Annotated in this window: 30 protein-coding genes, 2 tRNA genes and 1 other RNA gene; 17 read left to right on the forward strand and 16 right to left on the reverse strand. The window is 69.6% G+C overall.

What is annotated here, in order from left to right; translation table 11 throughout:
• Positions 1-7 precede the first annotated feature (7 nt).
• The 7 genes from IW245_RS29865 (at position 8) to IW245_RS29895 (ending at position 6,696) form a co-directional block, all read left to right on the forward strand.
• Positions 8-2,170, forward strand: a complete 2,163-nt coding sequence (locus IW245_RS29865; RefSeq protein WP_197006469.1) for a cell division protein FtsK — start codon at positions 8-10, stop codon at positions 2,168-2,170.
• Between the two features lie 136 nt (positions 2,171-2,306).
• Complete coding sequence (locus tag IW245_RS29870) at positions 2,307-2,570, forward strand: hypothetical protein (protein ID WP_231398984.1); 264 nt, start codon at positions 2,307-2,309, stop codon at positions 2,568-2,570.
• Positions 2,567-2,830 (forward strand): hypothetical protein, encoded by a 264-nt coding sequence (locus tag IW245_RS29875; protein ID WP_197006470.1) that lies wholly within the window; start codon positions 2,567-2,569, stop codon positions 2,828-2,830. Before IW245_RS29870 ends, IW245_RS29875 begins: the two co-directional genes overlap by 4 nt.
• Positions 2,827-3,150 carry a hypothetical protein gene (locus IW245_RS29880; RefSeq protein ID WP_197006471.1) on the forward strand — a complete coding sequence of 108 codons (324 nt, stop codon included), beginning with the start codon at positions 2,827-2,829 and terminating at the stop codon, positions 3,148-3,150. The genes IW245_RS29875 and IW245_RS29880 overlap by 4 nt, the downstream gene beginning before the upstream one ends.
• Before the next feature lie 43 nt (positions 3,151-3,193).
• Complete coding sequence (locus IW245_RS29885; RefSeq protein ID WP_197006472.1) at positions 3,194-4,786, forward strand: YfjI family protein; 1,593 nt, start codon at positions 3,194-3,196, stop codon at positions 4,784-4,786.
• Between the two features lie 387 nt (positions 4,787-5,173).
• Positions 5,174-5,392: a helix-turn-helix domain-containing protein gene (locus tag IW245_RS29890; protein WP_233472820.1), complete on the forward strand. Its 219-nt coding sequence runs from the start codon at positions 5,174-5,176 to the stop codon at positions 5,390-5,392.
• Between the two features lie 14 nt (positions 5,393-5,406).
• Complete coding sequence (locus IW245_RS29895) at positions 5,407-6,696, forward strand: tyrosine-type recombinase/integrase (protein WP_197006473.1); 1,290 nt, start codon at positions 5,407-5,409, stop codon at positions 6,694-6,696.
• A gap of 84 nt (positions 6,697-6,780) precedes the next feature.
• Here IW245_RS29895 and IW245_RS29900 read toward each other — a convergent pair.
• Positions 6,781-6,870: transfer RNA gene (locus tag IW245_RS29900), tRNA-Ser, on the reverse strand.
• Positions 6,871-7,045: 175 nt separating this feature from the next.
• Here IW245_RS29900 and deoD point away from each other — a divergent pair.
• The gene (gene deoD, locus IW245_RS29905) at positions 7,046-7,753 is read left to right on the forward strand and encodes a purine-nucleoside phosphorylase (RefSeq protein ID WP_197006474.1); all 708 of its coding nucleotides are present in this window, start codon (positions 7,046-7,048) and stop codon (positions 7,751-7,753) included.
• A gap of 208 nt (positions 7,754-7,961) precedes the next feature.
• Here deoD and IW245_RS29910 read toward each other — a convergent pair whose 3' ends face one another.
• Both IW245_RS29910 and IW245_RS29915 read right to left on the reverse strand, forming a co-directional pair.
• Positions 7,962-8,309 (reverse strand): DoxX family protein, encoded by a 348-nt coding sequence (locus IW245_RS29910; RefSeq protein WP_197006475.1) that lies wholly within the window; start codon positions 8,307-8,309, stop codon positions 7,962-7,964.
• A 204-nt stretch (positions 8,310-8,513) separates the two neighbouring features.
• Positions 8,514-8,601, reverse strand: a tRNA-Ser gene (locus IW245_RS29915).
• 62 nt (positions 8,602-8,663) lie between these two features.
• Between IW245_RS29915 and ffs the strand changes: the two genes are divergently transcribed.
• Positions 8,664-8,760: signal recognition particle sRNA small type (ffs, locus tag IW245_RS29920), an RNA gene on the forward strand.
• A gap of 49 nt (positions 8,761-8,809) precedes the next feature.
• Here the strand turns inward: ffs and IW245_RS29925 are convergent.
• Positions 8,810-9,301, reverse strand: a complete 492-nt coding sequence (locus tag IW245_RS29925; RefSeq protein WP_197006476.1) for a DUF402 domain-containing protein — start codon at positions 9,299-9,301, stop codon at positions 8,810-8,812.
• A gap of 80 nt (positions 9,302-9,381) precedes the next feature.
• A complete protein-coding gene (gene sigJ, locus IW245_RS29930) occupies positions 9,382-10,269 on the reverse strand; it encodes an RNA polymerase sigma factor SigJ (RefSeq protein ID WP_233472818.1) in 888 nt (295 codons plus the stop codon).
• Between the two features lie 31 nt (positions 10,270-10,300).
• Here sigJ and IW245_RS29935 point away from each other — a divergent pair, with 31 nt between their 5' ends.
• From IW245_RS29935 to IW245_RS29945, 3 genes are all read left to right on the forward strand, one after another.
• Positions 10,301-11,146 (forward strand): polyphosphate kinase 2 family protein, encoded by an 846-nt coding sequence (locus tag IW245_RS29935; protein ID WP_197006478.1) that lies wholly within the window; start codon positions 10,301-10,303, stop codon positions 11,144-11,146.
• 115 nt (positions 11,147-11,261) lie between these two features.
• On the forward strand, positions 11,262-11,888 hold the full coding sequence (locus IW245_RS29940; RefSeq protein ID WP_197006479.1) for a DUF47 domain-containing protein: 627 nt from the start codon (positions 11,262-11,264) through the stop codon (positions 11,886-11,888).
• Complete coding sequence (locus IW245_RS29945; RefSeq protein WP_197006480.1) at positions 11,885-12,874, forward strand: inorganic phosphate transporter; 990 nt, start codon at positions 11,885-11,887, stop codon at positions 12,872-12,874. The genes IW245_RS29940 and IW245_RS29945 overlap by 4 nt, the downstream gene beginning before the upstream one ends.
• 105 nt (positions 12,875-12,979) lie before the next feature.
• Here the strand turns inward: IW245_RS29945 and IW245_RS29950 are convergent, their stop codons facing one another.
• From IW245_RS29950 to IW245_RS29960, 3 genes are all read right to left on the reverse strand, one after another.
• Entirely contained in the window at positions 12,980-13,141 is a 162-nt protein-coding gene (locus tag IW245_RS29950) for a hypothetical protein (RefSeq protein WP_197006481.1), read from the reverse strand.
• A gap of 66 nt (positions 13,142-13,207) precedes the next feature.
• Complete coding sequence (locus IW245_RS29955; RefSeq protein WP_197006482.1) at positions 13,208-13,867, reverse strand: NUDIX hydrolase; 660 nt, start codon at positions 13,865-13,867, stop codon at positions 13,208-13,210.
• Positions 13,864-14,649: a GNAT family N-acetyltransferase gene (locus IW245_RS29960; RefSeq protein WP_197006483.1), complete on the reverse strand. Its 786-nt coding sequence runs from the start codon at positions 14,647-14,649 to the stop codon at positions 13,864-13,866. Before IW245_RS29960 ends, IW245_RS29955 begins: the two co-directional genes overlap by 4 nt.
• 23 nt (positions 14,650-14,672) lie before the next feature.
• Between IW245_RS29960 and IW245_RS29965 the strand changes: the two genes are divergently transcribed.
• The gene (locus IW245_RS29965) at positions 14,673-15,830 is read left to right on the forward strand and encodes a thiolase family protein (RefSeq protein WP_197006484.1); all 1,158 of its coding nucleotides are present in this window, start codon (positions 14,673-14,675) and stop codon (positions 15,828-15,830) included.
• 163 nt (positions 15,831-15,993) lie between these two features.
• On the opposite strand, the gene IW245_RS29970 is transcribed toward IW245_RS29965, so the two are convergent.
• The 8 genes from IW245_RS29970 to IW245_RS30005 all read right to left on the reverse strand — a co-directional run bounded on the left by IW245_RS29970 (position 15,994) and on the right by IW245_RS30005 (position 23,789).
• Positions 15,994-16,509 carry an RNA 2'-phosphotransferase gene (locus tag IW245_RS29970; protein WP_197006485.1) on the reverse strand — a complete coding sequence of 172 codons (516 nt, stop codon included), beginning with the start codon at positions 16,507-16,509 and terminating at the stop codon, positions 15,994-15,996.
• 76 nt (positions 16,510-16,585) lie between these two features.
• On the reverse strand, positions 16,586-17,362 hold the full coding sequence (pstB, locus tag IW245_RS29975; RefSeq protein ID WP_197006486.1) for a phosphate ABC transporter ATP-binding protein PstB: 777 nt from the start codon (positions 17,360-17,362) through the stop codon (positions 16,586-16,588).
• A gap of 6 nt (positions 17,363-17,368) precedes the next feature.
• Positions 17,369-18,412 (reverse strand): phosphate ABC transporter permease PstA, encoded by a 1,044-nt coding sequence (gene pstA, locus IW245_RS29980; protein WP_197008751.1) that lies wholly within the window; start codon positions 18,410-18,412, stop codon positions 17,369-17,371.
• Complete coding sequence (gene pstC / locus IW245_RS29985) at positions 18,412-19,377, reverse strand: phosphate ABC transporter permease subunit PstC (RefSeq protein ID WP_197006487.1); 966 nt, start codon at positions 19,375-19,377, stop codon at positions 18,412-18,414. The genes pstA and pstC overlap by 1 nt, the downstream gene beginning before the upstream one ends.
• Positions 19,377-20,480, reverse strand: coding sequence for a phosphate ABC transporter substrate-binding protein PstS (gene pstS, locus IW245_RS29990; protein ID WP_197006488.1), 1,104 nt, complete (start codon positions 20,478-20,480; stop codon positions 19,377-19,379). The genes pstC and pstS overlap by 1 nt, the downstream gene beginning before the upstream one ends.
• Before the next feature lie 178 nt (positions 20,481-20,658).
• Complete coding sequence (locus IW245_RS29995; RefSeq protein ID WP_197006489.1) at positions 20,659-22,134, reverse strand: hypothetical protein; 1,476 nt, start codon at positions 22,132-22,134, stop codon at positions 20,659-20,661.
• Between the two features lie 42 nt (positions 22,135-22,176).
• The gene (gene mshD / locus IW245_RS30000; protein WP_197006490.1) at positions 22,177-23,088 is read right to left on the reverse strand and encodes a mycothiol synthase; all 912 of its coding nucleotides are present in this window, start codon (positions 23,086-23,088) and stop codon (positions 22,177-22,179) included.
• Complete coding sequence (locus tag IW245_RS30005) at positions 23,085-23,789, reverse strand: winged helix-turn-helix transcriptional regulator (protein WP_197006491.1); 705 nt, start codon at positions 23,787-23,789, stop codon at positions 23,085-23,087. The genes mshD and IW245_RS30005 overlap by 4 nt, the downstream gene beginning before the upstream one ends.
• A 72-nt stretch (positions 23,790-23,861) precedes the next feature.
• Here IW245_RS30005 and IW245_RS30010 point away from each other — a divergent pair, with 72 nt between their 5' ends.
• From IW245_RS30010 to IW245_RS30020, 4 genes are all read left to right on the forward strand, one after another.
• A complete protein-coding gene (locus IW245_RS30010) occupies positions 23,862-24,773 on the forward strand; it encodes a hypothetical protein (protein ID WP_197006492.1) in 912 nt (303 codons plus the stop codon).
• A gap of 36 nt (positions 24,774-24,809) precedes the next feature.
• Positions 24,810-25,535 carry an LmeA family phospholipid-binding protein gene (locus IW245_RS30015; protein WP_197006493.1) on the forward strand — a complete coding sequence of 242 codons (726 nt, stop codon included), beginning with the start codon at positions 24,810-24,812 and terminating at the stop codon, positions 25,533-25,535.
• Positions 25,536-25,592: 57 nt separating this feature from the next.
• Positions 25,593-25,661, forward strand: coding sequence for a putative leader peptide (locus IW245_RS42745; RefSeq protein WP_372445316.1), 69 nt, complete (start codon positions 25,593-25,595; stop codon positions 25,659-25,661).
• 166 nt (positions 25,662-25,827) lie between these two features.
• Entirely contained in the window at positions 25,828-26,667 is an 840-nt protein-coding gene (locus tag IW245_RS30020) for a sulfurtransferase (protein WP_197006494.1), read from the forward strand.
• Positions 26,668-26,669 lie beyond the last annotated feature (2 nt).

Raw genomic sequence — 26,669 nt, forward strand, 5'->3', positions numbered from 1 at the left:
CACCATCATGGCAAGCAACAAGGAACCGTTCGACTTCGACCGTCACGCTGAGGAACTCGGCGTCAACGCCGATGTCCTCGACCTCGACGCGGCACGGGCCAACCGCACCCGCCCGACCCCGGATGACGTTTCCGGGACGCACTTCGACGTCGCCCTCGACGACGAGCCCGCGCCGGGCGGCGCGGCGGTGGCGGTGCCGGTCGTGCCGGGTGGCCGCCGTGACGTGATCCCGTCGGCGCTGCGCGGGTGGGCCAATATCCGCTCGACCGTGCGGCACGCCGCCGGTCTGGCCGGTCACATCGCCGCGTTCCATGCGGTGCGCACCCCGTGGTACCTGGCGCAGGCCGGGTTCTGGGCGTCAGTCGGTCTGTTCCGGCTGGCTGGGCGTCAGCTCAAGTGGTGGTGGCTGACCGAACAGCACGACCTGCGCCAAGCCGCGGCCGCGAGCAACGACCCGGACGCGTGGTTGAAGTTGCAGAAGGAAGGCAAACGCACCCGCCTGTGGCGCTTCTGCGTCCTGGCCGCCGAGGCGATGGGCATCGCGATCGGCGGACCCCTGGCATACGCCCTGGCCCCGGGGTGGGCGGTGGCGCTGACGGTGGCCGGCGCGGTCGGCTACCTGGCTCATGTCGGTCGACCGGCGGACCGGCCGATCCTGTCGACGGCTGTGGTGGCGGGCAGGTTCCGGCGGATCAACCCCGACATCGTGCTCCGCGCCTACTACGCCGCCGGCCTGGGGCACCCGGACCGGGCGGGCCAGAAGGTGGACTTCGGTTCGACCATGGCCCGCGACACGTCCGGCACCGGCTCGCAGGTGTCCATCGACCTGCCGTACGGCAAGACGTTCGACGACGCGCTCAAAGCCCGCAGTTCGATCGCCTCGGGGCTGGACGTGTCCATCAACCAGGTGTTCATCACCCGCGACAACACCTCCAACCGGCGACACACCCTGTTCGTCGCCGACCGCGACCCCCTGGCCATCCCGGCCGGCCGCTCGCCCCTGCTGGACTGCAAGCCGCGCGACATCTGGACCCCTGCCCCGTTCGGCCTCGACGAGCGCGGCCGCAAGGTCGACCTGTTCCTGATGTGGATCTCGGTCCTGATCGGGGCGCAGCCTCGCAAGGGCAAGACGTTCGCCGCCCGGCTCCTGGCCCTGTACGCCGCTCTTGACCCGTGGGTGAAGCTCGTCCTGGTCGACGGGAAGAACTCCCCCGACTGGGACAAGTTCCAGCTCGTCGCGCACCGGGCGGTGTTCGGCACCAACCCCAACACCCGCGACAACGACCCGATCACACACCTCCTCGAAGCGTTGCGGGAGGTCAAGAAGCACATCGAGACCGTGAACGAGGTCCTGTCCACGCTGCCTCCGGCCATGTGCCCGGAAGGCAAGCTGACGCGCGAACTCGCACGGGATCCGCGCTATCCGGACCTGCGGGTATGGCTGCTGATCATGGAAGAGTTCCAGGTCTACTACGAGTTGGACGACCAGAACGTCAACAAGGAGATCGCCTCCTTGCTGTCGTTCATCATGGCCGTCGGACCGTCCGCCGGGGTCATCATCCTGTCGTCCTCGCAGAAGCCCTCCGGGGTCGGTGCCGGGGATGTGCAGCGGCTGTTCAACCGCTACCGCGACAACCACGCCGCCCGCTTCGCCCTCAAATGCGGCAACCGCATCGTGTCCGAAGCCATCCTCGGGGGCGACGCCTACGCCGAAGGGTTCGACGCGTCCTCCCTGCCCACGGGCAAGGAATACCTCGGGGTCGGCTACCTCTACGGCCTGACCGACGACACCCCCACGGTGCGGACGTTCCTCGCCGATCACAGCGACGCGGAAAAGATCCTCACCGCCGCCCGCAAGCACCGCGAAGCCGTCGGCACGCTGTCCGGGCACGCCGCCGGAGAGACCGTGGTCCGCGACGTCCGCGACGTGCTGGCCGACACCCGCAGCGTGTTCGCCGCCGGTGAGGCGGGGCTGCACTGGCAGACCATCGCCGCCCGCCTGGCCGAGACCATCCCCGAGCACTACGCCGACACCACCGCCGAATCCATCTCGGCACAGCTGCGGGCGCTTCATGTACAGAGCGTTGACGTCAAGGCCGGCGGGACGGTCCTCAAGGGTGCCCGGTTGGCCGGAATCGTCACCGCGATCGACGCACGCGACGCGGCCTGAAAGGTAGCGGGGCTCCCGCTACCGGTAGCGCCGACGCTACCCCACCCGCTACCCGCCCCACCTGCGAACGTTTCCGCAGGTAGCGGGTAGCGCGGCTGGGGTCCTCATGCCTGAAACCGGCCCTGAGAGGCTTTCCATGCTCACCCACGCCGCTACCGCTACCACCACCAGCCCCGCGACGGGCATCCTCCTCATGATCGCCGCCGCCGTCACACTCTGTTACGCCCTGGCGTGCTGGCTCGCGCCGTTCGGCTACCACCGCCGGTGCCGGGGCACCGGCCGGACCGGGCCGAAGCTCCGGCAGCCGTGCCGCCGCTGCCGGGGCACCGGTCGCCGCCTGCGCATCGGACGGCGCATCGCCAACGGCCTGGCCGACATCCACCGCGACGGCACCCGATGACCCGCAACCGCGCAGGCTGCCCCGACTGGTGCCGGGGACACGGATGCGCACTCGGCGAACACCGCGCCCACCCCGTCCGTCTCCAACTCCCCAACGGGTCCGCCGTCCTCACCCGCGTCGCCGGGCGTGCCACACAGCACGCCGAAGTCCGACTCTCCGTGCGGCTCCCGGCCGACGACACCGCCGCGCAGCACCGACTGCTGGCCCTGCTGTTCCAGCTCCAGACCCTGACCGCCACTCTCCCGGAGGTCTCGTCGTGATCCCTGACCCGCAGGCCGTGGCCGAGCACTCGATGCACGCCATCTTCTCTGACCCGACGACGTTTCACGAGTTCATCGGCTACCTGATCGAGTCCGCCTGGCACAACGGCTACCAACAAGCCCTGCGCCACGTCGCCGCCCGCCACATAGAAATCCACGCCGCCCCGGCCCCACTCGCCCCGACGTGGGAAGAACAGGTCGCCGCCCGTATCGCACGGATGGAGTCCTACGCCGCCGAGCACCCGCACGGTCCCGCGCACGAGGAGACGGCGGAGCAGGTCGCCACCGTTCACCCGATCAAACGAAGGACTGCGGCATGAGCGTCGGCCAACTCATCACCCTCACTCAAGGACGGTGAACCGAATGAACGCAACAGTCCGGTCCCTCCGGCTGGCCGCCGTCGAGGGTGACGGGTGGGAGGTCCCTGTCCCGTTGACTGGCCCGCCGCCGGCCCCGATGTTCCCCCTCGACGTGTTCCCCGGCTGGGTCGCCGACATGGTCGCCGGGGTGGCCCGCTCCACCCAGACTGACCCCGCGATGGCCGGATCCGTCGCACTCGCCGTGCTGTCCGCGTGCGCGGGTGGCCGGCTGAAAGTGCAGGTCAAGTCCGATTGGAAAGAGCCCGTCAACGTCTACGTCGCCGTGATCGCTGACCCCGGGGAGTTGAAGAGCCCGGTGCACGGCGCGATGACCGACCCGCTGAATGAGGCCCAACGCACTCTCGCGGCGCGGGTCGGGCCGTTGGTGGCGGAGAACGCGGCGTTGAAGGAAATCGCCCTGCGCGCCGCCGAGCACGCGAAGACGATCGCGGCGAAGGCCGGCGGGGACCGGCGGGACGAGCTGACCGCCGAAGCGGTGGCCGCCTCTACGCACGCCGACGCGATCGTGGTTCCGGGGCTGCCGAAGTTGTTCGTGGACAACGCCACCCCGGAGAAGCTGTCGAGCCTGATGGCCGCCAACGGCGGACGGATGGCCATCATCTCCGATGAGGGCGGCATCTTCGACACCCTCGGAGGCCAGTACTCCTCGACCCCGAACCTCGACCCGTACCTCAAGGGCCACTCCGGCAGGCCCATGGGCAGCGAACGGGTCACCCGCGAGGGCGAGACCGTCGAGCACCCCGCACTCACGGTGTGCGTGATGGCCCAACCGTCGGTGCTGCGCAAGTTCGGCGGCAACGACGACCTCGACGGGCGCGGCCTACCGGCCCGGTTCCTGTTCGCCCTGCCGACGAGCTTCGTCGGGTACCGCGACATCGACGCGGAATCTGTCGCGGAGGAGGTCGCCACCGCCTACGCCCGGCGGATGCACGACCTGGCCGTCACCCTCGCCGAACGCGACGACACCGCGATCGTTGCCCTCACCCCCGACGCCGCGGCGATCCGCCGGGACGCCGCCCTCATCAACGAGGAACAGCTACGCCCCGGAGGCACCCTCAACGAGCTACGCGGATGGGCGAAGAAGCTGTCGGGCACCACGATGCGCCTGGCCGGACTCCTGCACATCGCCCACCACCCCGCCGACGCCTGGGAACAGCCCATCGACGCCGACGTCATGGCAGCCGCCGTGCGACTCGCCGAGTTCTTCGTCGAGCACTACCGCACCGCCCTGCACACCATCACCGCCGACCCCACCGACGGCACCACCGCCTACGTCCTCGGCGTGCTCATCGACAAGCACATGAACCACTTCACCCGCCGAGAACTCCACCGCCGCGTATCCCGCCAACTCCCCAAGGTCGCCCAGGTCGTCACCACCCTGGACACCCTCACCCAACTCGGCTGGGTCCGCCACGCCGACAACACCTACGAACTCCACCCCCGCGCGGCAGAACTCCGCCAGGCCGTTGACACGTTGACAAACGCCCTCAACAGCAGCATCACCGCAGGTCAGAGCCCGGATTCGACTGTCAACGGGGGCGTTGACACCCCGTTGACAGCGTTGACACCCAATTAGGCCACCACCGCCCCCGGAACTGTCAACGGCGTCAACGCCGTGTCAACGCCCCCGTTGACACCACAAACCAGCCCGCGACCAGCACAAACACGGCCCGCCGCGCCGATTGTCAACGTGTCAACGGACCTGGGGCACCCGGCAGACAGCGAACCAGCCCGGGAACGCCCGGAACGCAACCCTCTCAGATGGCCTGAGAGCGTTCTGCCCTACCTATGACACCAACCCTGCACAGATCTTGCCTCTGCGGCCATCTGAGAGCCCGCTGAAATCGCCTGTGGCTCATACCGCTGCCGACGCTCCCCTGCAGAGCGTCGACAGCGGCGTGAGCCACACCGACGGCCTGAGCGGGCAGGAACACCAACCCAGACACACGGAAGGACATCAGTTGTGAGCACCGACCACCCCATGGCACTGCCCGCACTGCTGCTCACCGTCGAGGAAGCCGCCGGGCTCCTCCGGATCGGCCGAACCAACGTGTACGCCCTGATCAAGACCGGCGAACTCAAGTCCGTCCCCGTCGGCAGGCTCCGCCGCATCCGCCCCGCCGACCTGGAGAACTACGTACGCAACCTCGCCACCGACCTGCCCCCGCTGCACGCCGCCTGACAGGAGATCACCGAATGCCTCGCAAGAAACGACCGGAAGGCACCCGCGCGCCGAACAACGCGGCGAGCATCTATCTCGGCAACGATGGACGTTGGCATGGTCGAGTGACCATGGGCGTGCTCGACGACGGCAAGCCCGACCGCCGCCACGTCAGCGCGAAGACCGAGACCGAGGTCATCACCAAGGTGCGCGACCTGGAAAAGGCTCGCGACGCCGGCAATGTGAAGCGCCCCGGCAAGCCGTGGACGCTCGAGAAGTGGTTGGCGCACTGGCTAGACAACATCGCCGCACCGAACGTCCGTCAGAACACGATCGCCGGCTACCGCGTCGCCGTCCGGGTACACCTCATTCCCGGGCTCGGGAAGCACCGTCTCGACAAGTTGACGGCCGAGCACATCGAGAAGCTGTACCGGAAGATGCAGGACAACGGCAGCGCCCCGGCGACCGCGCACCAGGTACACCGCACGCTGCGGACCGCACTCAATCAGGCAGTCCGACGTGGGTACCTGCCCCGAAATCCGGTGCTGCTGGCCACAGCCCCGCAGCTCGATGACGAAGAGATCGAGCCGTACTCGATCGAGGAGGCTCAGCGGTTGCTCGCGAAGGCCGCAGAGGACCGTAACGGGACCCGGTGGGCGTTCGCGCTGGCGCTCGGGCTGCGGCAGGGTGAGGCGCTGGGGCTCCAGTGGGATGACGTGGACCTGGACAAGGGGGAGATCCGCATCCGCCGGAGCCGGCTCCGGCCGACGTACGGACATGGGTGCGGAGATACCTGCGGGAAGAAAGCCGGCTACTGCCCGCAGCGCCACCAGACGAACGCGGACACTGACAAGACGAAGTCACGGGCAGGTCGCCGGAGGGTCGGACTACCGGCCGAACTGGTCCGACTGTTGCGGGAGCACAAGACGACACAGGACGAGGAACGCCGGACAGCCTGCCAACTCTGGGAAGAGGGCGGGTGGGTGTTCGCCACTCCCACGGGTCGCCCGATCAACCCCCGGTACGACTACGACGAGTGGAAACGGCTCCTCGTGGCCGCGGAGCTGCGGGACGGCCGGCTGCACGACGCCCGACACACCGCCGCGACCGTGCTCCTCCTACTCAACGTCCAACAGCGCGTCGTGCTGGACACGATGGGCTGGTCCACCGATCAGACCGGGCGCTATCAGCACGTCACCGACCCTCTGCGGAAGATCACGGCCCAGCGGATCGGGAACGCGATGTGGAAGCCGAAGAAGAAGGACAAGAAGGAGAGGAAGACCGACTCTGAGGGTGGGTCTGACGGGGCCCAGAACGCTGCATAAAAGTACTACTGAGACCAGAAATGAGACCAGAGACGCCGAAGCCGGTACCCACTGGGTACCGGCTTCGGCGTTTTTGCTGCTAGCTGGCGGTGGCGAGGGGATTTGAACCCCTGGAGGGCTTGCACCCTCACACGCTTTCGAGGCGTGCTCCTTAGGCCACTCGGACACGCCACCGCCAGCAAGGCTACAGGATGCCCCGGGCCGTTGTCGTGCTGGGTTCCGTGCCCGCTCTGACCAGCGCGGGAAGCCGTTCGGGGCCTGACGCGGTCGGGTCGGGCGGGGTGACCGGGATCGCCGGATCCGGCGAGCGGCCCGCCCCGGGGTCGGGTGGCCTGGCAGGATCATGGGCATGAGTACGCACATCGGAGCGAAGCCGGGCGAGATCGCCGAACGGGTCCTGATGCCAGGGGACCCGCTGCGCGCGAAATGGATCGCTGAGACCTACCTCGAGGACGCCAAGTGCTACTCGACGGTGCGCAACATGTTTGGATTCACCGGAAAGTACAAGGGAATCGATGTTTCCGTCCAGGGTTCCGGGATGGGCATGCCCTCGTGCTCGATCTACGTGCACGAACTGCTCGCCGAGTACGGCGTGAAGACGATCATGCGGGTGGGTAGCGCCGGCTCGATCCAGGAGGATCTTGGCCTGCGGGACGTGGTCGCGGCCATCGGGGCCACCACGGACTCGGCGATGAACCGACAGCGGTTCGACAACTTCGTCGACTACGCGCCGGTCGCCGATTTCGGCCTGCTGCGCACCGCCGTGGACAAGGCCGCCGAGCGTGGGCTGGCCCTGCGGGTCGGACCGGTCATGGCCGCCGACGCCTTCTACGGCGACCAGCCCGACCTGTACGGCAAGCTCGCCAACTACGGCGTGCTGTGCGTGGAGATGGAGACGGCGGCGCTGTACACGATCGCCGCGAGGTTCAAGGCCAAGGCGCTGACCCTTCTGACGATCAGCGACCACATCCTCCAGGGCACGGCGATGCCCGCTGAGGACCGCGAGCGGAGCTTCTCCCAGATGGCCGAACTCGGCCTGGACACGATCATCGCGTGATCCTCGGCGACGGCCCCAGGGGCGTCGCCGAGACTCGACGGCCGCGATCCACCCGGGGTCGTGGCCGTCCTCTGTTCATCGCGTGGGTGGCGTGCCGGGCCGGGCCGGGCCCGCGGGAGACGGGGCTGGAGAAGGTCGCGGCCCGACCCGACGCGCGACGTAGGGCCGGAACCCCGACGGGTTCCGGCCCTTACACGTGGGGCGGTGCTCAGCTGGCGAAGGCGAGGACGAGCGAACCGACCGCCGGCGCCATGTAGATCAGCGGGAAGGCGACGTGCCCGTAGGAGCGGGCCCGCAGAACCGTGATCACGGCCCCGCCGAAGTAGAGCACCAGGCCGATGGCGGCCGCGATCCCGATGACGGGTACGAACAGGCCGACCACCATCCCCAGGCCGCCGGCGACCTTGGCGGTGGCGAGCCAGGTCCACCACGACCGGGGCACGCCGTAGGTGGCCAGGGGCTCGACGACGAACGCAGCGCCCCGGAAGATCGAGATGCCGGAGAAGGCGGCCATGGCCGCGCCGAGCAGGGTGACGATGATGAAGGCGATGGACATCGGATGGCTCCTCTGGCGGGTGCCGGCGCTGGGGTGCTCCGGTCGGGTTCACTGTGTTGACCCGCGGCGGGGCGCGGGTGTGACAGGACCGGGCGAGAATTTTTCTGGCGCTGGTGCCGGCGCGGAGGAGACCAGAGTTGAGACCGGAAACGACGTAGGGCCGGAACCCATCGGGTTCCGGCCCTACGTTTCGCCTGTACAGGCTGGCGGAGGATACGAGATTCGAACTCGTGAGGGCTTTCACCCAACACGCTTTCCAAGCGTGCGCCCTAGGCCACTAGGCGAATCCTCCGTGGGAGAGGCTACAGGATGCCCCCCGGCCCGCGCATTCCGGTACCACCCCGGTATGGTTGTCGAAGCTCCTCGTGCGGCGTGTATCTCGTGAACCTCCCCAGGGCCGGAAGGCAGCAAGGATAAGCGGGCTCTGACGGGTGCACGGGGGGCCCTAATTTTTTCCGGGCCCGACGTGGCCGGCCGGGCCCCGAGCTGCGGCGACGGCCCTACGGCACGAGCCGCAGCCATTCCTCGTGGATCCCGTCGAACGGCGACTGCCGCTCGCGTACCGCCCGCAGCAGCCAGTCCGCCGAGTCCTGCGCGGACTTGACCACCTGCGGCGGGTAGTCGTACTTCACCTGGTGCTCGATGAACTCGTCCTCGTCGAGCAGGTTGACCGTGCCGTCCCGCCACCGGGTGACGTCGAGATCCAGGTCGACCATGGTCACCTCCTCGGGGGTGATCACGGGCACAGTGGTGATGTCGCAGTACAGCTCGGTGCGGGTGGGTTGGGCGTTGAAGCACGCCGTCCACCACGCGTCCCGGGGGAAAAGCATGACAAACTTATACGAAAGCGTCTTCGGAGTCGTGTCCCGCAGCAGGGTCGCGCCGGCCGGGACCCCCAGCCACGTCCCGTGCTGGTCCGCACCCAGGTAGGTCGCCGGGTGGTTCCAGTGCAGACTGCCGTCGAATTTCGTGTACCGAACGAAAGTCTCCATCTGTAGACACTAACCGGAGACCCCGGTCACAGCTGACACATCCCGGGCCGGGGCCGGTCACCTCCCGTTCACCGAAATGGCTAGAACGCGATCGCGCGCGTCCGGTCCAGCTCGGGCACAAAGTGGAGTTTCTCCGGATTGAGCTGGTCGTACATCGCCGTGATCTTCCCGTCGGCGATCGCGAACGACATCACCACCGGGTTCTCGCCGTCGTGCGCGAGCACGCCGAGGTCCCCGTTGACGTCGACCAGCTCCGCGTACCCGCCGAGTTTGTGGCCGCGGCGGGCGAGGCCCAGCATGAACCTGGCCACCCGCAGCGCGCCGGGGATCGGGGTCGAGGCCGCCGGGGCGAGGCCGTTGCTGTCCCCGGTGACGACCACGTCCGGGGCGAGGACGGCGAGCAGGCCCTCCAGGTCGCCCTGTTGGACGGCGGCGAAGAAGGCGCCGAGGACACGTTCCTGCTCGGCGCGGTCCGCGGTGTGCCGGGCCTTGCCCTCCGCGACGGCTTTACGGGCGCGGGAGGCGAGCTGGCGGGCGGTGGCCGGGGTCGTGCCGAGCGTCGCGGCGAGGGTCTCGAACGGTACGCCGAACACGTCGTGCAGCACGAAGGCCGCGCGCTGTTCCGGGCTCAGCGTCTCCAGAACGACGAGCAGCGCCATGCTGATGTCCTCGCCGAGGGTGACGGCTTCGGCCGGGTCGGGCTCGTCCGACGGCCGGCTGACGAGCGGCTCCGGCAGCCACTGGCCGATGTAGGTCTCGCGGCGGACCCGTGCGGAACGCAACACGTCCAGGCAGATGCGTCCGGTGACCGTGATCAGCCAGCCGCGCAGGTCGATGATGGCCGCCTGGTCCGCGGCCGCGTACCGCAGCCAGGCTTCCTGGACGGCGTCCTCGGCGTCGGCGCGGGTGCCGAGCAGCCGGTAGGCGACTCCGAACAGGTGCGAGCGGTGCTCCTCGAAAACGTCCACGCGATCACCGTAACGGGGGCAGGATTGCAGGATGTTGACCAGTGACCTGCTCAGGGCCGGGCCGGGCGTCCGGCTCGCCGACATCGACCCGCGCGGCACGCCGGGGGTCACGTCGCGAAAGGACCCGAAACAGTGGTCCCGGGTCGAGGTCTCGCTGATCGGGGCCGAGCTCGCCAGCCACCAGGAGATGCTGTACGCGGACGCGAAGGCCGGCTCCGACCCCCGCCGGGTGCTCCTGGTCCTGCAGGCCATGGACTGCGGCGGCAAGGACGGCACGGTGAAGAACGTCGTCGGCCAGTTCGACCCGCTCGGGCTGCGGATCGTCAGCTTCGGCGCGCCGACGAAGGAGGAGTTGGCGCACCCGTTCCTGTGGCGGATCAAGAACGCGCTGCCGCCGGCCGGGTACGTCGGCGTGTTCAACCGCTCGCACTACGAGGACGTGCTGATCGTCCGGGTGCACGACCTGGTGCCCCGCCGGGTGTGGGCGCGGCGGTACGACACGATCAACCGGTTCGAGGCCGAGCTGGTCGGCGAGGGCTACACCCTGGTCAAGGTGATGCTGCACATCTCGAAGGAGGAGCAGCGCAAGCGGTTGGCCGACCGGTTGTCGGACCCGACGAAGCACTGGAAGTACAACCCGGGGGACATCGACGAACGGGGCTACTGGGACGACTACCAGGAGGCCTACCAGGCGGTGCTGGACCGGTGCTCGACCGAGGCCGCCCCGTGGTACGTGGTGCCGGCCGACCGGAAGTGGTACCGGAACTACGCGGTGGCCGCGCTGCTGAGAGAGGCGTTCGAGGGGCTCAACCTGAAGTACCCTAAAGCAGATTTTGATCTGAAAAATGAGGTCAAACGCCTGGAGGCCAGCATGTGAACGGCGGGTTAACCAGGGTTGAACCATTGACAAAGTAGGGTACGCGCCTGTAACCGCCGCCGAGGCAGTGCCTAGCATTCGCCTGGACCTGTCCATACACGCTCATGAGGTTGCCGTGCGATTCAAGCTTCGTCCCAGCGAGGACGCGTTCTACGAGTTCTTCAGTCGGGCCGCGCAGAACCTGGTCAAGGGCGCGGAGATCCTGAGCGAGCTGGGGCTGGCGGAGGTCGACATCCCGTCGGTCGCCGAGCGCCTGGTCGACGTCGAGCACGACAGCGACCAGATCACGCACGAGCTGTACAACAAGATCAACTCGACGTTCGTCACGCCGTTCGACCGGGAGGACATCTACCGGCTCGGCTCGCTGCTGGACGACTGCATGGACCACATCGAGGCCGTCGGCAGCCTGGTCTACCTCTATGGCCTGACCAGCCTGCCCACCCTGCCCCGGGAGATGCACGACCTCGTCGAGGTCATCAACGAGCAGGCCAGGGTCACCGCCGCAGCCATGCCGGGCCTGAAGGGCATGCGGGGCCTCAAGGACTACTGGGTCGAGATCAACCGGCTGGAGAACGCCGGCGACCGGGCGTACCGGATGCTGCTCGTCCGACTGTTCTCCGGCGAGTACGACGCCCTCACCGTGCTGAAGATGAAGGAGGTCGCCGACGAGCTCGAGGCCGCCTGTGACGCCTTCGAGCACGTCGCGAACACCATCGAGACCATCTCGGTCAAGGAGTCATGAGCGCCGCGCTCGTCGGCACGATCGCGGTCATCGTGCTGGCCATGGGGTTCAACTACACCAACGGCTTCCACGACGCCGCGAACGCCATCGCCACCTCGGTCTCCACCCGCGCGCTGACGCCGCGGATCGCGCTCGGCGTCGCCGCCGTGGGCAACCTCGTCGGATCCTTCCTCGGCGTCAAGGTCGCCGCGACGGTGGGCAAGGGCGTCATCGCGCACGCGACGCTGCCCGTCGTGGGCGCCGGCCTGGTCGGCGCGATCACCTGGAACCTCGTCACCTGGTACTTCGGCATCCCGTCCTCCTCCTCGCAGGCCCTGATCGGCGGCCTGGTCGGGGCCGCGCTCGCCGGCGGCGTGACCGTCCTGTGGGCCGGCATCTGGGAGAAGATCATCAAGCCGATGCTCGTCTCCCCGCTGGTCGGCTTCGCGCTCGGCTTCCTCGTGATGCTCGCCGTGTACTGGATCTTCCGGCGCGGCCACCCGGGCAAGCTCAACCGCGGCTTCCGGATTGCGCAGACCCTGTCCGCGGCCGGGATGTCGATCGGGCACGGCATGCAGGACGCCGCCAAGACCATGGGCATCGTGGTACTGGCCCTGGTCGCCGGCGGGTACCACGGCGAGCACGACAAGAACATTCCGCTGTGGGTGTTCTTCCTGACCGCGGCGGTGCTGGCCGCCGGCACGTACTCGGGCGGCTGGCGGATCATCAAGACCCTCGGCCGCAAGGTCATCGACCTGGGCCCGGCGCAGGGGTTCGCGGCGGAGACGGCGGCGACGACGGTGCTGTTCGTCTCGGCGCAGTACGGACTGCCGATCTCGACCACGCACACGATCACCTCGGCGATCATGGGCGTGGGCGCGACCAAGCGGCTGTCGGCCGTGCGGTGGGGCGTGGCGGGCAACATCATCATCGCGTGGGTGTTGACCTTCCCGGCGGCGGCGGCCGTGGCGGCGTTGTCGTACTTCGTATACTCCCGGTTCGCTTAGGCCGCCCTGCGGCCCCGGGCGGTGCTGCCGAACGCGGGGCCTGCCGGTCGGTGGACACGGCGAAGGCGCGGCATCCCTGGCGGGGTGCCGCGCCTTCCGCGTTCGTCACGCCTTGCGGGACCTGCGGCTCTTCGTGAGCGCCAGCCCGGCGCCCACCAGGGCGAGCCCGCCGACCAGGAGCGCGATCTTCTTCCCGCGCCCGCCACGGACCGCGCCGTCGGCGACCGTCGGATCCGTCGTCGACTCCCATGCGTCCTGCTTGGCCATCTCTGCCCCCTTCGCCACCCGTGACTGTCTCGACCGTAGCCTAGGCGACAAAAGGTGCATTACGGGTCAATATCCGGGCTCGCCGGGCAGGACCATCCGCGCGCCGTCCGGCGTGACCACGGCGCGGGGCACGATCGGGGTACCGGCGTCCCGGCCCACGGCGGCCCCGAGCACCGCTGCCACGTCCGGCAACCCGGCCAACTCGCGCAGCGTCTCCACCGTCGGCGGCAACATGGCCAGGTCACCGGCGGCGTGCCGGCGCACCGCCTCCGCCGGGCTCAGCCAGACGACGTGGTCGGCCTCCCCGCCCTCGAAGTACTCCGGGGCCTGGCCCTCGGGCAGCGCGGCGACGAAGAACCAGGTGTCGTACCGGCGCGGCTCGAATTCCGGGGTGATCCACCGAGCCCAGGGGGCCAGCTCCGTCAACCGCAGCCCGGTCTCCTCGAACACCTCGCGCACGGCGGTCGCTGCGATGTCGGCGTCCTCCGGCTCGGCGCCCCCACCGGGGAACGCGTGCATCTGGGCCGCGAACTTCATCGTCGTGGCCCGGCGGAACAGGTACACCTCCGGACCCGTTGGCGTGTCCCGCAGGATCATGACGGTGGCCGCCCGCCGGGGCTCCACAGGGGTTCCCGGGGACTCGGCCCAGGCGCGGGCGCGCTCGACGAGCCAGTCGGGAAGGATCCGGGCCGGATCGACGAGCTCACCGTGCGTGGGGTCGGTCATGCCGGTTCTCCCGCCATCGCGGTACCGACCCGGCGGAAACCCACCTGCTCGTACATCCGGGCCACATCCGGGTCGCCGGCCGACAGGAACACCGTCCGCACCCCGGACGCCAGCGCGTCGGCCGCCAGGGCCCTGGTCACGGCGGCACCGAGGCCCCTGCGCCGGGCCGAGGGCAGCGTGGCCACCCCGACGATCTCGGTCACGTCGCCCACGGGCTGGTGCATGCCGGCAGCCAAGGGACCTTCGGGGTCGAACGCGGCGTACACCATCGTGGTGTGCGCCCTGATCCGGGCGCGCAGCGGCTCCAGCGCCGGCTCCTCGCCGGCGGCGGTGTCCCGCTCGGCCGTGCCCGCCGCGCCGACCATGGTGCCGGGCGCGCCGAAGCCCACGTGCTGCACCCCGCGGATCAGGGCGAGGTCCGGGTCGTTGGCCGCGATCCGTCGGACCCTGTCGTCCACCGGGTCCGCGCTGAGCTGCTCCAGGACCATCAGCGGATGGGCTGAGACCCGCAGGCCGGCCTCCTCGGCGGCGGCGCGCATGCTGGGGCTGATCTCGTCCACCCACTCGAACGACTCGGGCAGGCCCAGCTCGCGCTGCCGGTCCCGGACCTTGGTCACGTCCGCTGCCGTGATCTCGGCGGCGAGCCCCAGGGCGGGCCGGGCGTAGTACGGCCAGCCGCCGTCAACCGTGATGAAAAGGGTGAGTGGGCCATAAGTCTCGGTTCGCGCCGCTGTCCGGGGGACGGCGTCGAAATACGCCTCGAGCTGGAGAAGATCGGTCACGCCCCCAGACTAGGCTCTGCCTCGTGGACGCCTACCTGATTAACGCCGTGCGTACCCCCTTCGGCAAGCACCGCGGCGGTCTCTCGCACATCCGCACCGACGATCTGGCAGCGTTGCCCCTCGTCGAGCTGCTCCGCCGGGTGCCCGGCCTGGACCCGGCGAGGATCGACGACGTCATCCTCGGCGACACCAACGGGGCCGGCGAGGACAACCGCAACGTCGCCCGGATGGCGGCGCTGCTCGCCGGCCTGCCGGTGACCGTGCCCGGGGTGACCGTCAACCGGCTGTGCGCGTCCGGCGGCGAGGCCATCACCCAGGCCGCGCGGGCCATCGGCTCCGGCGACGCGGCCGTGATGGTCGCCGGCGGGGTGGAGAGCATGAGCCGCGCGCCGTTCGTGCTGGCCAAGCCGGACAAGCACCTGCCGCCCTCGATGGAGCTCCTGCAGACCCAGGTCGGCTGGCGCATGGTCAACCCCGCCTTCCCCGCCACCTGGACCCGGTCGCTCGGGGCCTGCGCGGAGTCCGTGGCCGCCGAGCTGGGCGTCGGCCGCGCCGAGCAGGACGAGTGGGCGCTGCGCTCGCACACCCTCGCCGCCGAGGCCTGGGACCAGGGCCTGCACGACTACGTGCTCCCGGTCGGCGACGTGACCCGCGACGAGTCGATCCGCGCGTCCACCCTCGACCAGCTGGGCGCCCTGAAGCCGGCGTTCACCCGGGACGGCACGGTCACCGCAGGGAACTCCTCCCCGATCAACGACGGTGCCATCGCGGTACTCATGGGCAACCGCGCCGTCGCCGACGAGTTCGGCGGCCCGATGGGCCAGGTCGTGTCCTCGGCGACCGTGGGCGTCGAGCCCGACCGGTTCTCCGTGGCACCCGTTCCGGCGATCGAGAAGGCGCTGGCCAAGGCCGGGCTCTCGGCCGGCGACATCGACGTGTGGGAGATCAACGAGGCGTTCTCCGCGATGGTGCTGTCCTGCCTGACCCTGTTGAAGATCGACCGGGAGAAGGTGAACCCGCACGGCGGGGCGCTCGCGATCGGGCACCCGCTCGGGGCTTCCGCGCCCCGGGTGATCGTGGACCTGTGCCGGGAGCTTCGCCGGCGGGGCGGGGGCTATGGCGTGGCCGCCGCGTGCATCGGGGTCGGTCAGGGGACCGCCATGGTGATCAAGGTCGAGTAGTGGTCGGACGCGCGGCTGCGGGCTGACCGTGGCCGCGCTCCGGCCGCAAGGGCCTTTGCGATGCCGTCCGGCCCCGGGTCGCCGACGCGTGCCGGGGCAGGTGTCGCCGTAACCGTGTGGTGACGGGGTTGACCTTGAAGCCTGTGCCGCGCCGTGGGCGCCTCTAGCCGGCCGTCACGAACTCCGCTGGCACGTGCTCCGTCAGCCACACGCCGTTCGTGGAACGGTAGAACACGTGGCCGGCCGCAGCCATCCGTCCGGAGTGGACGGTGAGCACCGCCGGTCGGCCGCGCCGGGCCCCCACCTGCTCGGCCGTGCCGGTGTCCTGGGACAGGTGCACGTGGTGCCGGTTGCCCTTGAGCAGGCCCTGCTCCAGGATCGGGGCCACGTTGCCGATCGGGGTGCCGTGGTAGAGGACCGTCGGGGGTTCGGCGGGCTCGTAGCCCAGGTCGACGTCGACGGAGTGGCCCTGGCTGGCCCGGATCCGGCCGTCGACGATCTCGAAGCGCTTCTTGTTGTTCTCGGCGACCACCTGGTCGAGCTGGTCGCGGGTGAGGCGCAGCGCGGCGAGGAGGTCCTCGACGTCGACCCATCCGGCCGGGTCCAGGGTGAGACCGGCGCGCTCGGGTTGGTGCCGGAGCACCTTCGACATCCGCTTGCTGACTTTCACTACATCCATGGCTTCAATGTAGGACCCGGGGCCAACGAGATTCGGCCGCCCAGACAGCGTCCGGACGGCCGAAGTGAGGTGGGTGCTACCCGAACCGACCAGTGATGTAGTCCTCGGTCTTGCGCTCGGTCGGGTTCGTGAAGATCTTCTGCGTGTCGTCGTACTCGACCAGCCGGCCCGGGTCGCCCGTCTTCTCGATCGAGAAGAACGCCGTCCGGTCCGACACCCGCGCGGCCTGCTGCATGTTGTGGGTGACGATCACGATCGTGTACTTGTCCTTCAGCTGCGAGATCAGGTCCTCGATCGCGAGCGTGGAGATCGGGTCGAGCGCGGAACACGGCTCGTCCATGAGCACGATCTGCGGCTCGACGGCGATGGTCCGGGCGATGCACAGCCGCTGCTGCTGACCGCCGGACAGGCCGCCGCCGGGCTTCTTCAGCCGGTCCTTGACCTCGTTCCACAGGTTCGCGCCGCGCAGGGCCTTCTCAGCGGCGTCCTCCAGGGTGGCCTTGCCGCGCACGCCGTTGAGCCGCAGCCCGGCCACCACGTTATCGAAGATCGACATGGTGGGGAACGGGTTGGGGCGCTGGAACACCATGCCGATCATGCGGCGGACGGCCGTGACGTCGACGTCGCGGGCGTACACGTCCTGGTGGTCGACCGTCAGGCGGCCCTCGACGCGCGCGCCCGGCAGTACCTCGTGCATGCGGTTGATCGACCGCAGGAACGTGGACTTTCCGCAGCCGGAGGGCCCGATGAGGGCCGTCACCGACTTGGGCTCGATCGTCATGCTGACGCTGTCGATCGCCTTGAATGCTCCGTAGTACGCGGTCACGCCGGCCGCTTCGATGCGCTTGGCCATCTCAGGTCACCTCGAGAGCTTGCTGCGGCGTGCCAGGAGCTTGGCCGCGACGGTCAGGGTCAGAACAATGACGATCAGGGTGAGCGCCGCGGTCCAGGCCCGCCCGGGGGCGAACTTGGAGGAGTCGGTGGCCTGGTCGTACACGAAGAGCGCCAGCGACGACTGGCTCTCGAACGGGTTGAAGTTGATCGCCTTGCTCGCACCGGCCACCAGCAGCACCGGGGCGGTCTCGCCGGCGGCCCGGGCGATCGCCAGCATGACGCCGGTGACGATGCCGGGCGCGGCGGTCGGGAGCACGATCTTGGTGATGGTCTTCCACTTCGGGATGCCCAGCGCGTACGAGCCCTCGCGGAGCTCGTTCGGCACCAGGCGCAGCATCTCCTCCGTCGACCGGACCACGGTCGGGAGCATCAGCACCGCCAGGGCCAGCGAGGCGGCGAAGCCGGAGAGCACCGGGCGGCCGTCGGCGGAGAACATCGGCGTGATCGCCATGACCCAGAAGGCCAGGATGAACAGGCCGGCCACGATCGACGGGATGCCCGTCATGACGTCCACGAAGAACTGGATGGCCTTGGCGAGCCTGCCCCGGCCGTACTCCACGATGTAGACCGCGCCGAGGATGCCCAGCGGCACGGCGATCACCACGGAGATGGCCACCTGCTCCAGGGTGCCGATGATCGCGTGGTACGCGCCGCCGTGGGCGTCGCGTGCCGTGATCAGGTTCATCGACGTGCTGAAGAAGTTGGCGTCCAGGCGTGCGGAGCCCTTGCTCAGCACCGTGATGATGACCGAGACCAGCGGGATGATCGCCAGCAGGAACGCGCCGTAGATGAACGACGTGGCGACCCGGCTCCGCGCGGCCCGGGGGCCCTCGACGGCCCGGGTGGCGATGTAGAGGCCGACCACGAACAGGACCGCGCTGAACAGGGCGGTGAGAACCACGCCGCCCAGGCCCAGGCCGAAGCACAGCGCTGCGGCCACGACCACGGCGGCCGCACCGATGCCTGCCGGTGCGAACCGGGGCAACCTGCGTGCGGTGAGTGCGACCATCACCGGAACTCCCTCCGCCGGTACACGATGATCCGGGCGGTCATGTTGACGACCAGCGTGATGATGAACAGCACCAGACCGGAGGCGATGAGCGCGCCGCGGCCGATCTCGCCGGCCTCACCGAAGCCGTTGGCGATGTTGGCGGCGATCGAGTTGCCGCCGCTCTCGATCACGTTGAAAGAGATGACGAAGGTGGCGCCGAGGGTCATCGCCAGCGCGATGGTCTCGCCGAGCGCCCGGCCGAGGCCGAGCAGGACGGCCGCGATGATGCCGGGCCGGCCGTAGGGCAGCACCGAGGTGCGGATCATCTCCCACTTGGTGGCGCCGAGGGCGATGGCGGCTTCCTCGTTGGCCTTGGGGGTCTGCATGAACACCTCGCGGGACAGCGAGGTGACGATGGGCAGGATCATGATCGCGAGCACGACCGAGCCGAGCAGGATCGACTTGCCGAACGGGCCGTCGCCGCCGAAGATCGGCAGCCAGCCCAGGTTCTTGTTCAGCCAGGTCGACAGCTCGGTGACCGGACCGACCAGGTACTCCCGGCCCCAGAGACCGAACACGATACTGGGTACCGCGGCGAGCAGGTCGATCACGAAGCCGAGGGCCGTGGCCACCCGGCGCGGAGCGTAGTGCGACAGGAACAACGCGATCCCCAGGGCGACCGGCACGGCGAGCAGCAGCGCGATCGCCGAGCTCAGCACGGTGCCGAAGGCCAGCGCCGCGATACCGAACTTGGGCGTCGGGTCGTTGGGGAACCACTTCGAGTAGGTGAGGAAGTTTTCACTGTTCGCGTTCAGGGCGGGGATGGCCTTCACGATCAGGAACGTCGCGATGGCCACGATGATCACCAGGACGGTGACGCCCGCGCCGGTGGTCAGCCACCGGAAGATGGTCTCCGCGCCGAAGCGCCGCCGCCGGGGGAGAAGCTCCCCGGCGACGGGCTCGGTGGTCGTGCTCGGCAGCATTAGGCTGCGATCTTCGCCGCGACCGCTGCGACCTTGGCCCGGACCGACTCGTCCAGCGGGGCGTAACCGAGCTTGGTCAGCACGGCCTGCCCGTCCTTGCTGGACGTGTAGGTCAGGAAGCTCTTGATCAGCGGAGCCTTGTCGGTGTTGCCGGCGGTGCAGACGATCTCGTACGTGACGAGGACCAGCGGGTACGCCTTCGCCTCGGTCGTGTTGTAGTCGATCTTCAGCTTCAGGTCGTCACCGGTGCCGGCGATCTTGGCGCTCGCGACGGTCGCCGCAGCGGCCTCCGGGGTGAGCGCGACGGCAGCGCCGGACGCGTTGTAGACCTTGGCGATCTTCAGGCCCGAGGTCTCCGCGAAGGAGAGCTCGACGTAGCCGATGGAGCCGGTCGTCTTGGCCACGTCAGCCGCGACGCCGTCGGAACCCTTGGAGCCGACGCCGCCCGGGGCCTTCCACTCCTTGGCCTTGCCGAACGTCCAGGCGTCCTTGGCCGTGTCGGTCAGGTAACCGGTGAAGTTGTCCGTGGTGCCCGAGCTGTCCGAGCGGTGCACGGCCTGGATCGCGGTCTCCGGGAGCTTGGCGCCCGCGTTGTCCGCGGCGATCGCCGGGTCGTTCCACTTGGTGATCTTGCCGCCGAAGATCCCGGCGATGGTGGCCGGCTTCAGGGACAGGTTGTCGACGCCGTCGACCTTGAACACGATCGCGATCGGGCCGGTGACCATCGGGAGGTTGACGGCCTTGCCAGTGGCGCAGCGCGCGTCAGCCGGACCCTGCTCGGTGTCCTTGAGAGCCGAGTCCGAGCCCGCGAAGTCGGCGGTCTTGGCCGTGAAGCCCTGGATGCCGGCGCCGGAGCCGTTGCCGTTGTACTCGATCTTCCCCGCGGGGCAGGCCGTGGTGTAGTTCTTGATCCACTCGGCCATCGCGTTCTTCTGGGCGGACGAACCCGCCACAGCCAGGGAGCCGGACGCACACTCGATCTTCGCGGGAGCGGCGGAACCGCTGGCACCCGGAGCCGGGGTGTTGTCCGAACCACATGCCGTCAGCGCTAGCGTCGCCGTCAGGCCTACGCCGGCGATCATGCCGAGCCGCTGGAGCTTCACTTCGGTACCTCTCAACGCAGGGAGCCGGTCCTACTCACCGGATGCCTGGGACGTTAGGAGCGCCAGGTTGCGGGTTCCCCGAAGTCGGGTGAACGAAGAGTGAACAGGTCTAGCGCTCAGAGTGACGCCGTGCTGTTGGCGAGATGTATGTCACGTTAACGAGGTCGCGAACCGGTGATCAGGAAAACGACGGAAGTGACACCCTGTCCTCCGCTGGCAACGTGCTGACCAGGGACAACGCCTTCGTGTTCACGTCCCACGCGACCAACGGCCGATAGGTCGGGTCACCCAAACGGACGAGGACGGTGGCGTTGTCGAGCCAGCCGAGAACGACCGGGGCCGATGGAATCGAGGTGTTCAGGATCTGTTGGACGAGCGCTCCGCGGACCTTTCCCGCCAGGTCCACGACGACCGTCGCGAACTGCGGAGTGCCATAGCCCTTCTTGACGGGTACCCGCATCGAGCCGGCGTTGCAGCCGCGCACGATCAGGTCCCCGCGCAGCCACGCCGTGCCGTCCCAGTAGCCGATCCACTTCAGGTCGTCGCCGACGGCGATCGCCCGCACCTGGCGGGGCGCGCCGGTGGGCAGCGGGCCGTCCGCGGGGCCGGCCGGCTCGGCGTCGGTGGCGCTCGCCGGCCAGACGGACACCGTCGGAGCCCTGCCGGCGATGGTGGGGTCGAGCACCACGAGGTCCGGGCCGGAGCCGACCGCGACGGACTCCACGTCGTAGGCGACCGGGCGGACGGAGACCGTCGCGACGTCGAACACCCGGGACCGCGCGCCGCCGGCGCTGAGCAGCCGGCCGTCGGGCAGCCAGGTCAGCTGGCCGTGGTAGCCGCCGACCTCGAACCGGCGGACCGTACCGGTCGGCATGTCGGCGATGAAGATGACCCCGCGCTGGCCGAACGCCGCCCGGGTGCCGTCCGCCGACAGGGAACTGGGCTGCACCCAGCCGGGGATGGAGGGGTCCAGGTCCTGGAGGAGGCGGTACTCGCCGTCGGCCCCGAGCGCGTACACCCCCTCGCTGTTGCCGACGATCGCCAGCGCCCTGGGCGTCGGCCGGCCGGCCAGCGTCGGCGCGGAGACCGGCGGGGTGAGCTGCGCGGGCAGCCCGGTCGACCGCCGGGGCAGCCCCGACAGCACGGCCGGCTCCGGCGCGAACTGGACGAGCTTGGGCAGCGAGGTCGGCGGCGGCTCGATCGTCGACTCGGGGGCCGGCGTGAGGCTCACCCGGCTGCTGACGGCGAACAGGCCGGCCAACGCCACGGCCCCGCCGCCGATCAGGAACCGGCGACGCCGGATCGCCCCGGCGCCGGCCCACGCCGCGGCGGCCAGTTCCGCCGGGGGCTGCACGAAGGCCCGGCCGCGCAGGCCGATCTGCACCGTGTCGCCGTCCGGGGTGATGGTCAGGTGCGCGCCGTGCGGGTCCTCGCGCCACTCCTGGAGGTTCTGTTCCAGCCGGTGGGTGACGAACGGCAGCCGTCGGCCCTCGGCGAGCTTCCGCCACCGGGTGGCCAGGTCGCCCAGGGCCTCCCGGAGCGCCTGTTCCGTCTGTTGGTCGTGCCCGACGAACGCGGTCGCGGCTTGACGCAGTGGCCCGGCATAGGTGGAGACGAAATCCACGTACTCCTCAGGCGGCGACCCCTCCAACATGAGGTTGATACTGGCCGCAACCGGGGGGCAGTGGAAGGGACATCACGTGTTTGTAATGCGTTGGAAACCGACGTCGACGGTCCAACGTGAGAAGCCCAGTTTTTCGTACAGCTTCACGGCATTCGGGTTGTCCTCGTCCACGTACAGCATTGTTTGGGATAGACCAAGATCCCTTAAGTGACGCAATCCGGCGAGGGTGACGGCCTTGCCCAGCCCGAGGCCCTGGGCGTCGGGATCCACGCCCACGACATAGACCTCTCCGATCGGCTCTTTCCCGTCGGTGTGCACCTTTGTCCAGTGATACGCGAGCAGTTCGCCGCCGCGCTCGGCGAGCAGGAACCCGGCCGGCGAGAACCACGGCTCGGCCATCCGCAGATCGAGGTCCGCCCGGGTCAGCCTGCCCTGCTCCGGATGGTGCACGAACGCGCGCGCGTTCACCCGCAGCCACGCGTCCTCGTCCCGGCCGGGCTCGAAGGCGCGGATCGTCACCCCTTCGGGCAGGATCGGCGCCTCGATGGGCGCGAACAGCGACCTGCGCATCTGCCACAGCGACCGGTACCTCGCGAAGCCCAGCCGGATCGCCAGCGCGCTCGCAGACGGGTGGTCCCCGTGCGCCCACAGCTTCAGCCGGCCCCGGGGGTCGGCCTCCTCGGCGATCGCGACGGCGGTGTCGACCAGTCGGCGGCCGTGCCCGTGCCGGCGGTGCCCCGGGTGCACGACCAGCTCGGCGGCCGGGCCGTCGACGGGGTCGCCGGTGTCGACGTGCGCGTAGCCGGCCAGCGCCCCGCAGTCGCGGACCATCGCGTGCCAGCCCGGCGCGCCGGACTTGATCTGAAGAACGACATGCTCGGACAGGGGGTACGCCCCATCGGTGTTGCCGGCGGCGGCTGCCAGTGCCAGCACCTCGTCGACCTGGTCAGGCGTGAGCCGCGCCTCGCGCGTTACGGAGATCACCGGGCAACGGTAACCGGCTCCGGTGCGATGGCCGGTTCGCGGCTCGACGGCGGGGTGACGAACTTGTAGCCGACCTGGCGGACGGTCCCGATCATCGACTCGTACTCGCTGCCCAGCTTGGCGCGCAGCCGACGGACGTGCACGTCGACCGTCCGGGTGCCCCCGAAGTAGTCGTAGCCCCAGACCTCGCGCAGCAGCTGGTCGCGGGTGAACACCCGGCCCTGGTGCTGGGCGAGGAACTTCAGCAGCTCGAACTCCTTGTAGGTGAGGTCGAGCGGCCGGCCCTTGAGCTTCGCCGCGTACGTGTCCGGGTCGATCGTCAGCTCGCCGGCCTTGATCAGCCCCTCGCCGGGGGCGACGCCGCCGAGCCGGCCCACGGCGAGCCGCAGCCTGGCCTCGACCTCGGCCGGGCCGGCGCTGGCCAGCAGCAGGTCGTCGAGGCCCCAGTCGGCGGAGACGGCGATCAGGCCGGCCTCCTCGACCACGGCGAGCATCGGGACGCCCAGGCCGGTCGCGTGCAGGAGGCGGCAGGTGGACCGCGCGTCGGCCAGCTCGCGCCGGGCGTCGACGAGCACGACATCGGGGCTCGGACCGGACATCAGGGCCCGCACGTCGCGCTCGGCCACCCGGATCGTGTGCGGGAGCAGGTCGAGAGCGGGCAGCACGGGAAGCTGGGCGGTCGTCAGGACCAGAATCTCCACGTTCGTCACCTCCGGGCGCTATAAAACGCTACCCCGGCTGCAGTGGCGGGCGGATGCAACGAGAATAACAAGGTGACCGCCCCTGACATAGCCTTGAACGAACCGCCCCGGCGTGCCGGACGCCACACGTCGCGGCAGGCCAGGCGCGAGGCGCTGGCCGCCGGCGAGGTGCGCAGGGTCCCGGTGTACAAGCTCCGGTCCCTCGTGCTGGCCGGGATCGCCGTGCTGCTCACCGGCGTGCTGCTGGCCGGAGCGCGCCAGAACCACTGGGTGTACGCGGGCGTCCTGCTCGCCGTCCAGCTCCTGTGCGTCGCCACCTGGATCAGGGCGACGAAGCCGGCCGGCTGGCCCCTCGTCGGCGGGGTGGCCCTGCTCGTCGGGGCCCTGGCCGACGTGGGCGCGGTGCTGTGGAGGAGCACGTCCCTGGCCCCGGTGGCCTACGCGCTGGCCTCCGGCTTCCTGCTCGCCGTGTTCGGCCAGCTGGCCCGGCGCGACGGGCGGGGGCGGCTCACCGAGGCGTTCGCGTCCACTCTGGCCCTGAACGTACTGGTCGTGGGCTATCCGATTGCCCTTATTCTTGTCCGACAGGACAGCGGTGCCCGAACGCTGGGCGTGTGCCTCCTCGCGGCCGGCGCCGCCGTGGCCGTCGCGCGGATCGTCGACATCGTTCCGGTCGGCCCCCGACTGGCCCCCGATGTGCCCCGCCCCCTGCTTGGCCTGCTGCTGGGCATCGCCGCCGGTGTCGGGGTCGCGGTGCTGGCCGCCCAGTTGCGCACGGATCTCCCCGTCCTGCATGCCGTCCTCCTGGGGGTCGTCACCGCCGGCGCGGCGGTGCTCGCGGACCTGGCCGTCGCGTACTTCGAGGCCGACGAAAGTGGCAGTGAGTGGACGAACTGGCTAGCCTCGGCGCGGGGACCGGTGACGGCTTTCGCCGTGGCCATCCCCGTCGCGTACGTGGCGAGCGTTCTGATCCAAGGGGTCTAATCCGTGAAGAGTCATCGACCAGGGGAGCGTCGGGCCGTGCCCAAGGCTGCGAAGATCGCGATCATCGTGCTGGTGGTTCTCGGCGTCGTGGTGGTGGCCGCCGACCGGGTGCTGGCCGTGGTCGCGGAGAACGTGCTGGCCGACAAGGTCGCCGAGCAGCTCAAGAGCCGCGAGATCACCTCGACCGGCAAGCCGGACGCCACGATCGAGGGCTTCCCGTTCCTCACCCAGGCCGCTGGCGGCGAGTTCCAGGCGGTACAGGTGCACGCCGCCGGGCTGAAGTCCCAGGGCGTGGCGCTCACCGACCTCACGGTCCGCGCGACCGGGGTGAAGGCCGACGTGCAGGCGCTGGCCTCCGGCAAGGGCGAGGTGACGGCGGCGAAGGTCACCGGCACCGGCACCGTGCCGTACTCGTCGATCGCCGGCCTCCTCCAGCAGGCCGACCTGACGATCACGGCCGAGAACGGCCAGATCAAGCTGCGTACCCCGTTCCGGGTCGCCGGGCAGACCTTCCGGGTCGTGGCGACCGGCACCGTGGCGCTGGACAACGGCCGGGTCCGGCTCACGGTCACCGACTTCCAGGCCGACGGCGGCGGGCTGCCCCCGGGCGCCCAGCCGCTGCTGCGGGCTCTGGCCACCCGGCTCTCCCAGGACATCGCGCTGCCGACCCTGCCGTACGACCTGAAGCTCGAGCGGATCGAGACCGGAAACGACGGACTGACCGTGCACGCGAGCGCACTCAACGTGCCATTGTCGGGCTGAGACCCGCCTCACCCTTCAGTTGGTCCGCCGCCCCTGCTAAGGTCCCTGACTATGGCTATGCGGCTCACGAAGCGCCGGGCGATCGACTTGTGTCGAGTCGCCGCCGCGCTGTGTCGCCAGGGCTGAGTAGACCCGTCTCTTCGACGCGGCGCCCCCTGAAGCTGTGAGTCCCGGCCAATGTCGGCCTGATCTCCGTTGTTTCTTTGTGTAGCTGAACCCTGTTTTCCGGCGGGGTCCGGTTGTGGCGTCGCATCCCCACACCATCTTTCTAGTGCACAAAAGGGGCAACTCTATGAGCCGCGACACCGCGCTCGTCTCCGCCGAGTGGGCGGAGCAGAACCTCGACCAGTCCGGTCTCGTGTTCGTCGAGGTCGACGAGGACACCGCCGCGTACGCCACCGGGCACATCCCCGGCGCCGTCCGGCTGGACTGGAAGACCGAGCTGCAGGACCAGGTCCGCCGCGACTTCGTCGACCAGGAGCAGTTCTCCGCGCTGCTGTCCTCCAAGGGCATCGGCAACGACGACACCGTCATCCTGTACGGCGGCAACAACAACTGGTTCGCCGCGTACGCCTACTGGTACTTCAAGCTCTACGGCCACGGCGACGTCAAGCTCCTCGACGGTGGCCGCAAGAAGTGGGAACTCGACGGCCGCCCGCTGACCACCGAGGTGGCCGAGCGTTCGGGCAGCGACTACAAGGCCCAGCCGCAGGACCTGTCGATCCGGGCGTTCCGCGACGAGGTCATCAACGCGATCGGCGTGGTCAACCTGGTCGACGTCCGCAGCCCCGACGAGTACGCCGGCCGGCTGCTCGCCCCGGCCCACCTGCCGCAGGAGCAGTCGCAGCGCGCGGGGCACATCCCGACCGCGATCAGCGTCCCGTGGTCGAAGGCCGCGAACGAGGACGGCACCTTCAAGTCCGACGCGGAGCTGCAGGCGCTCTACGCGGATCTCGAGGACAAGCCGACCATCGCGTACTGCCGGATCGGCGAGCGCTCCTCGCACACCTGGTTCGTGCTCAAGGAACTCCTCGGGCAGCAGAACGTGAAGAACTACGACGGATCCTGGACCGAGTACGGCTCGCTGGTGGGCGTTCCCGTCGCCCTCGGCGACAACCCTGGAGGTAAGTAGAC

Source organism: Longispora fulva, from assembly GCF_015751905.1.
GTDB classification, from domain to species: Bacteria; Actinomycetota; Actinomycetes; order Mycobacteriales; family Micromonosporaceae; genus Longispora; species Longispora fulva.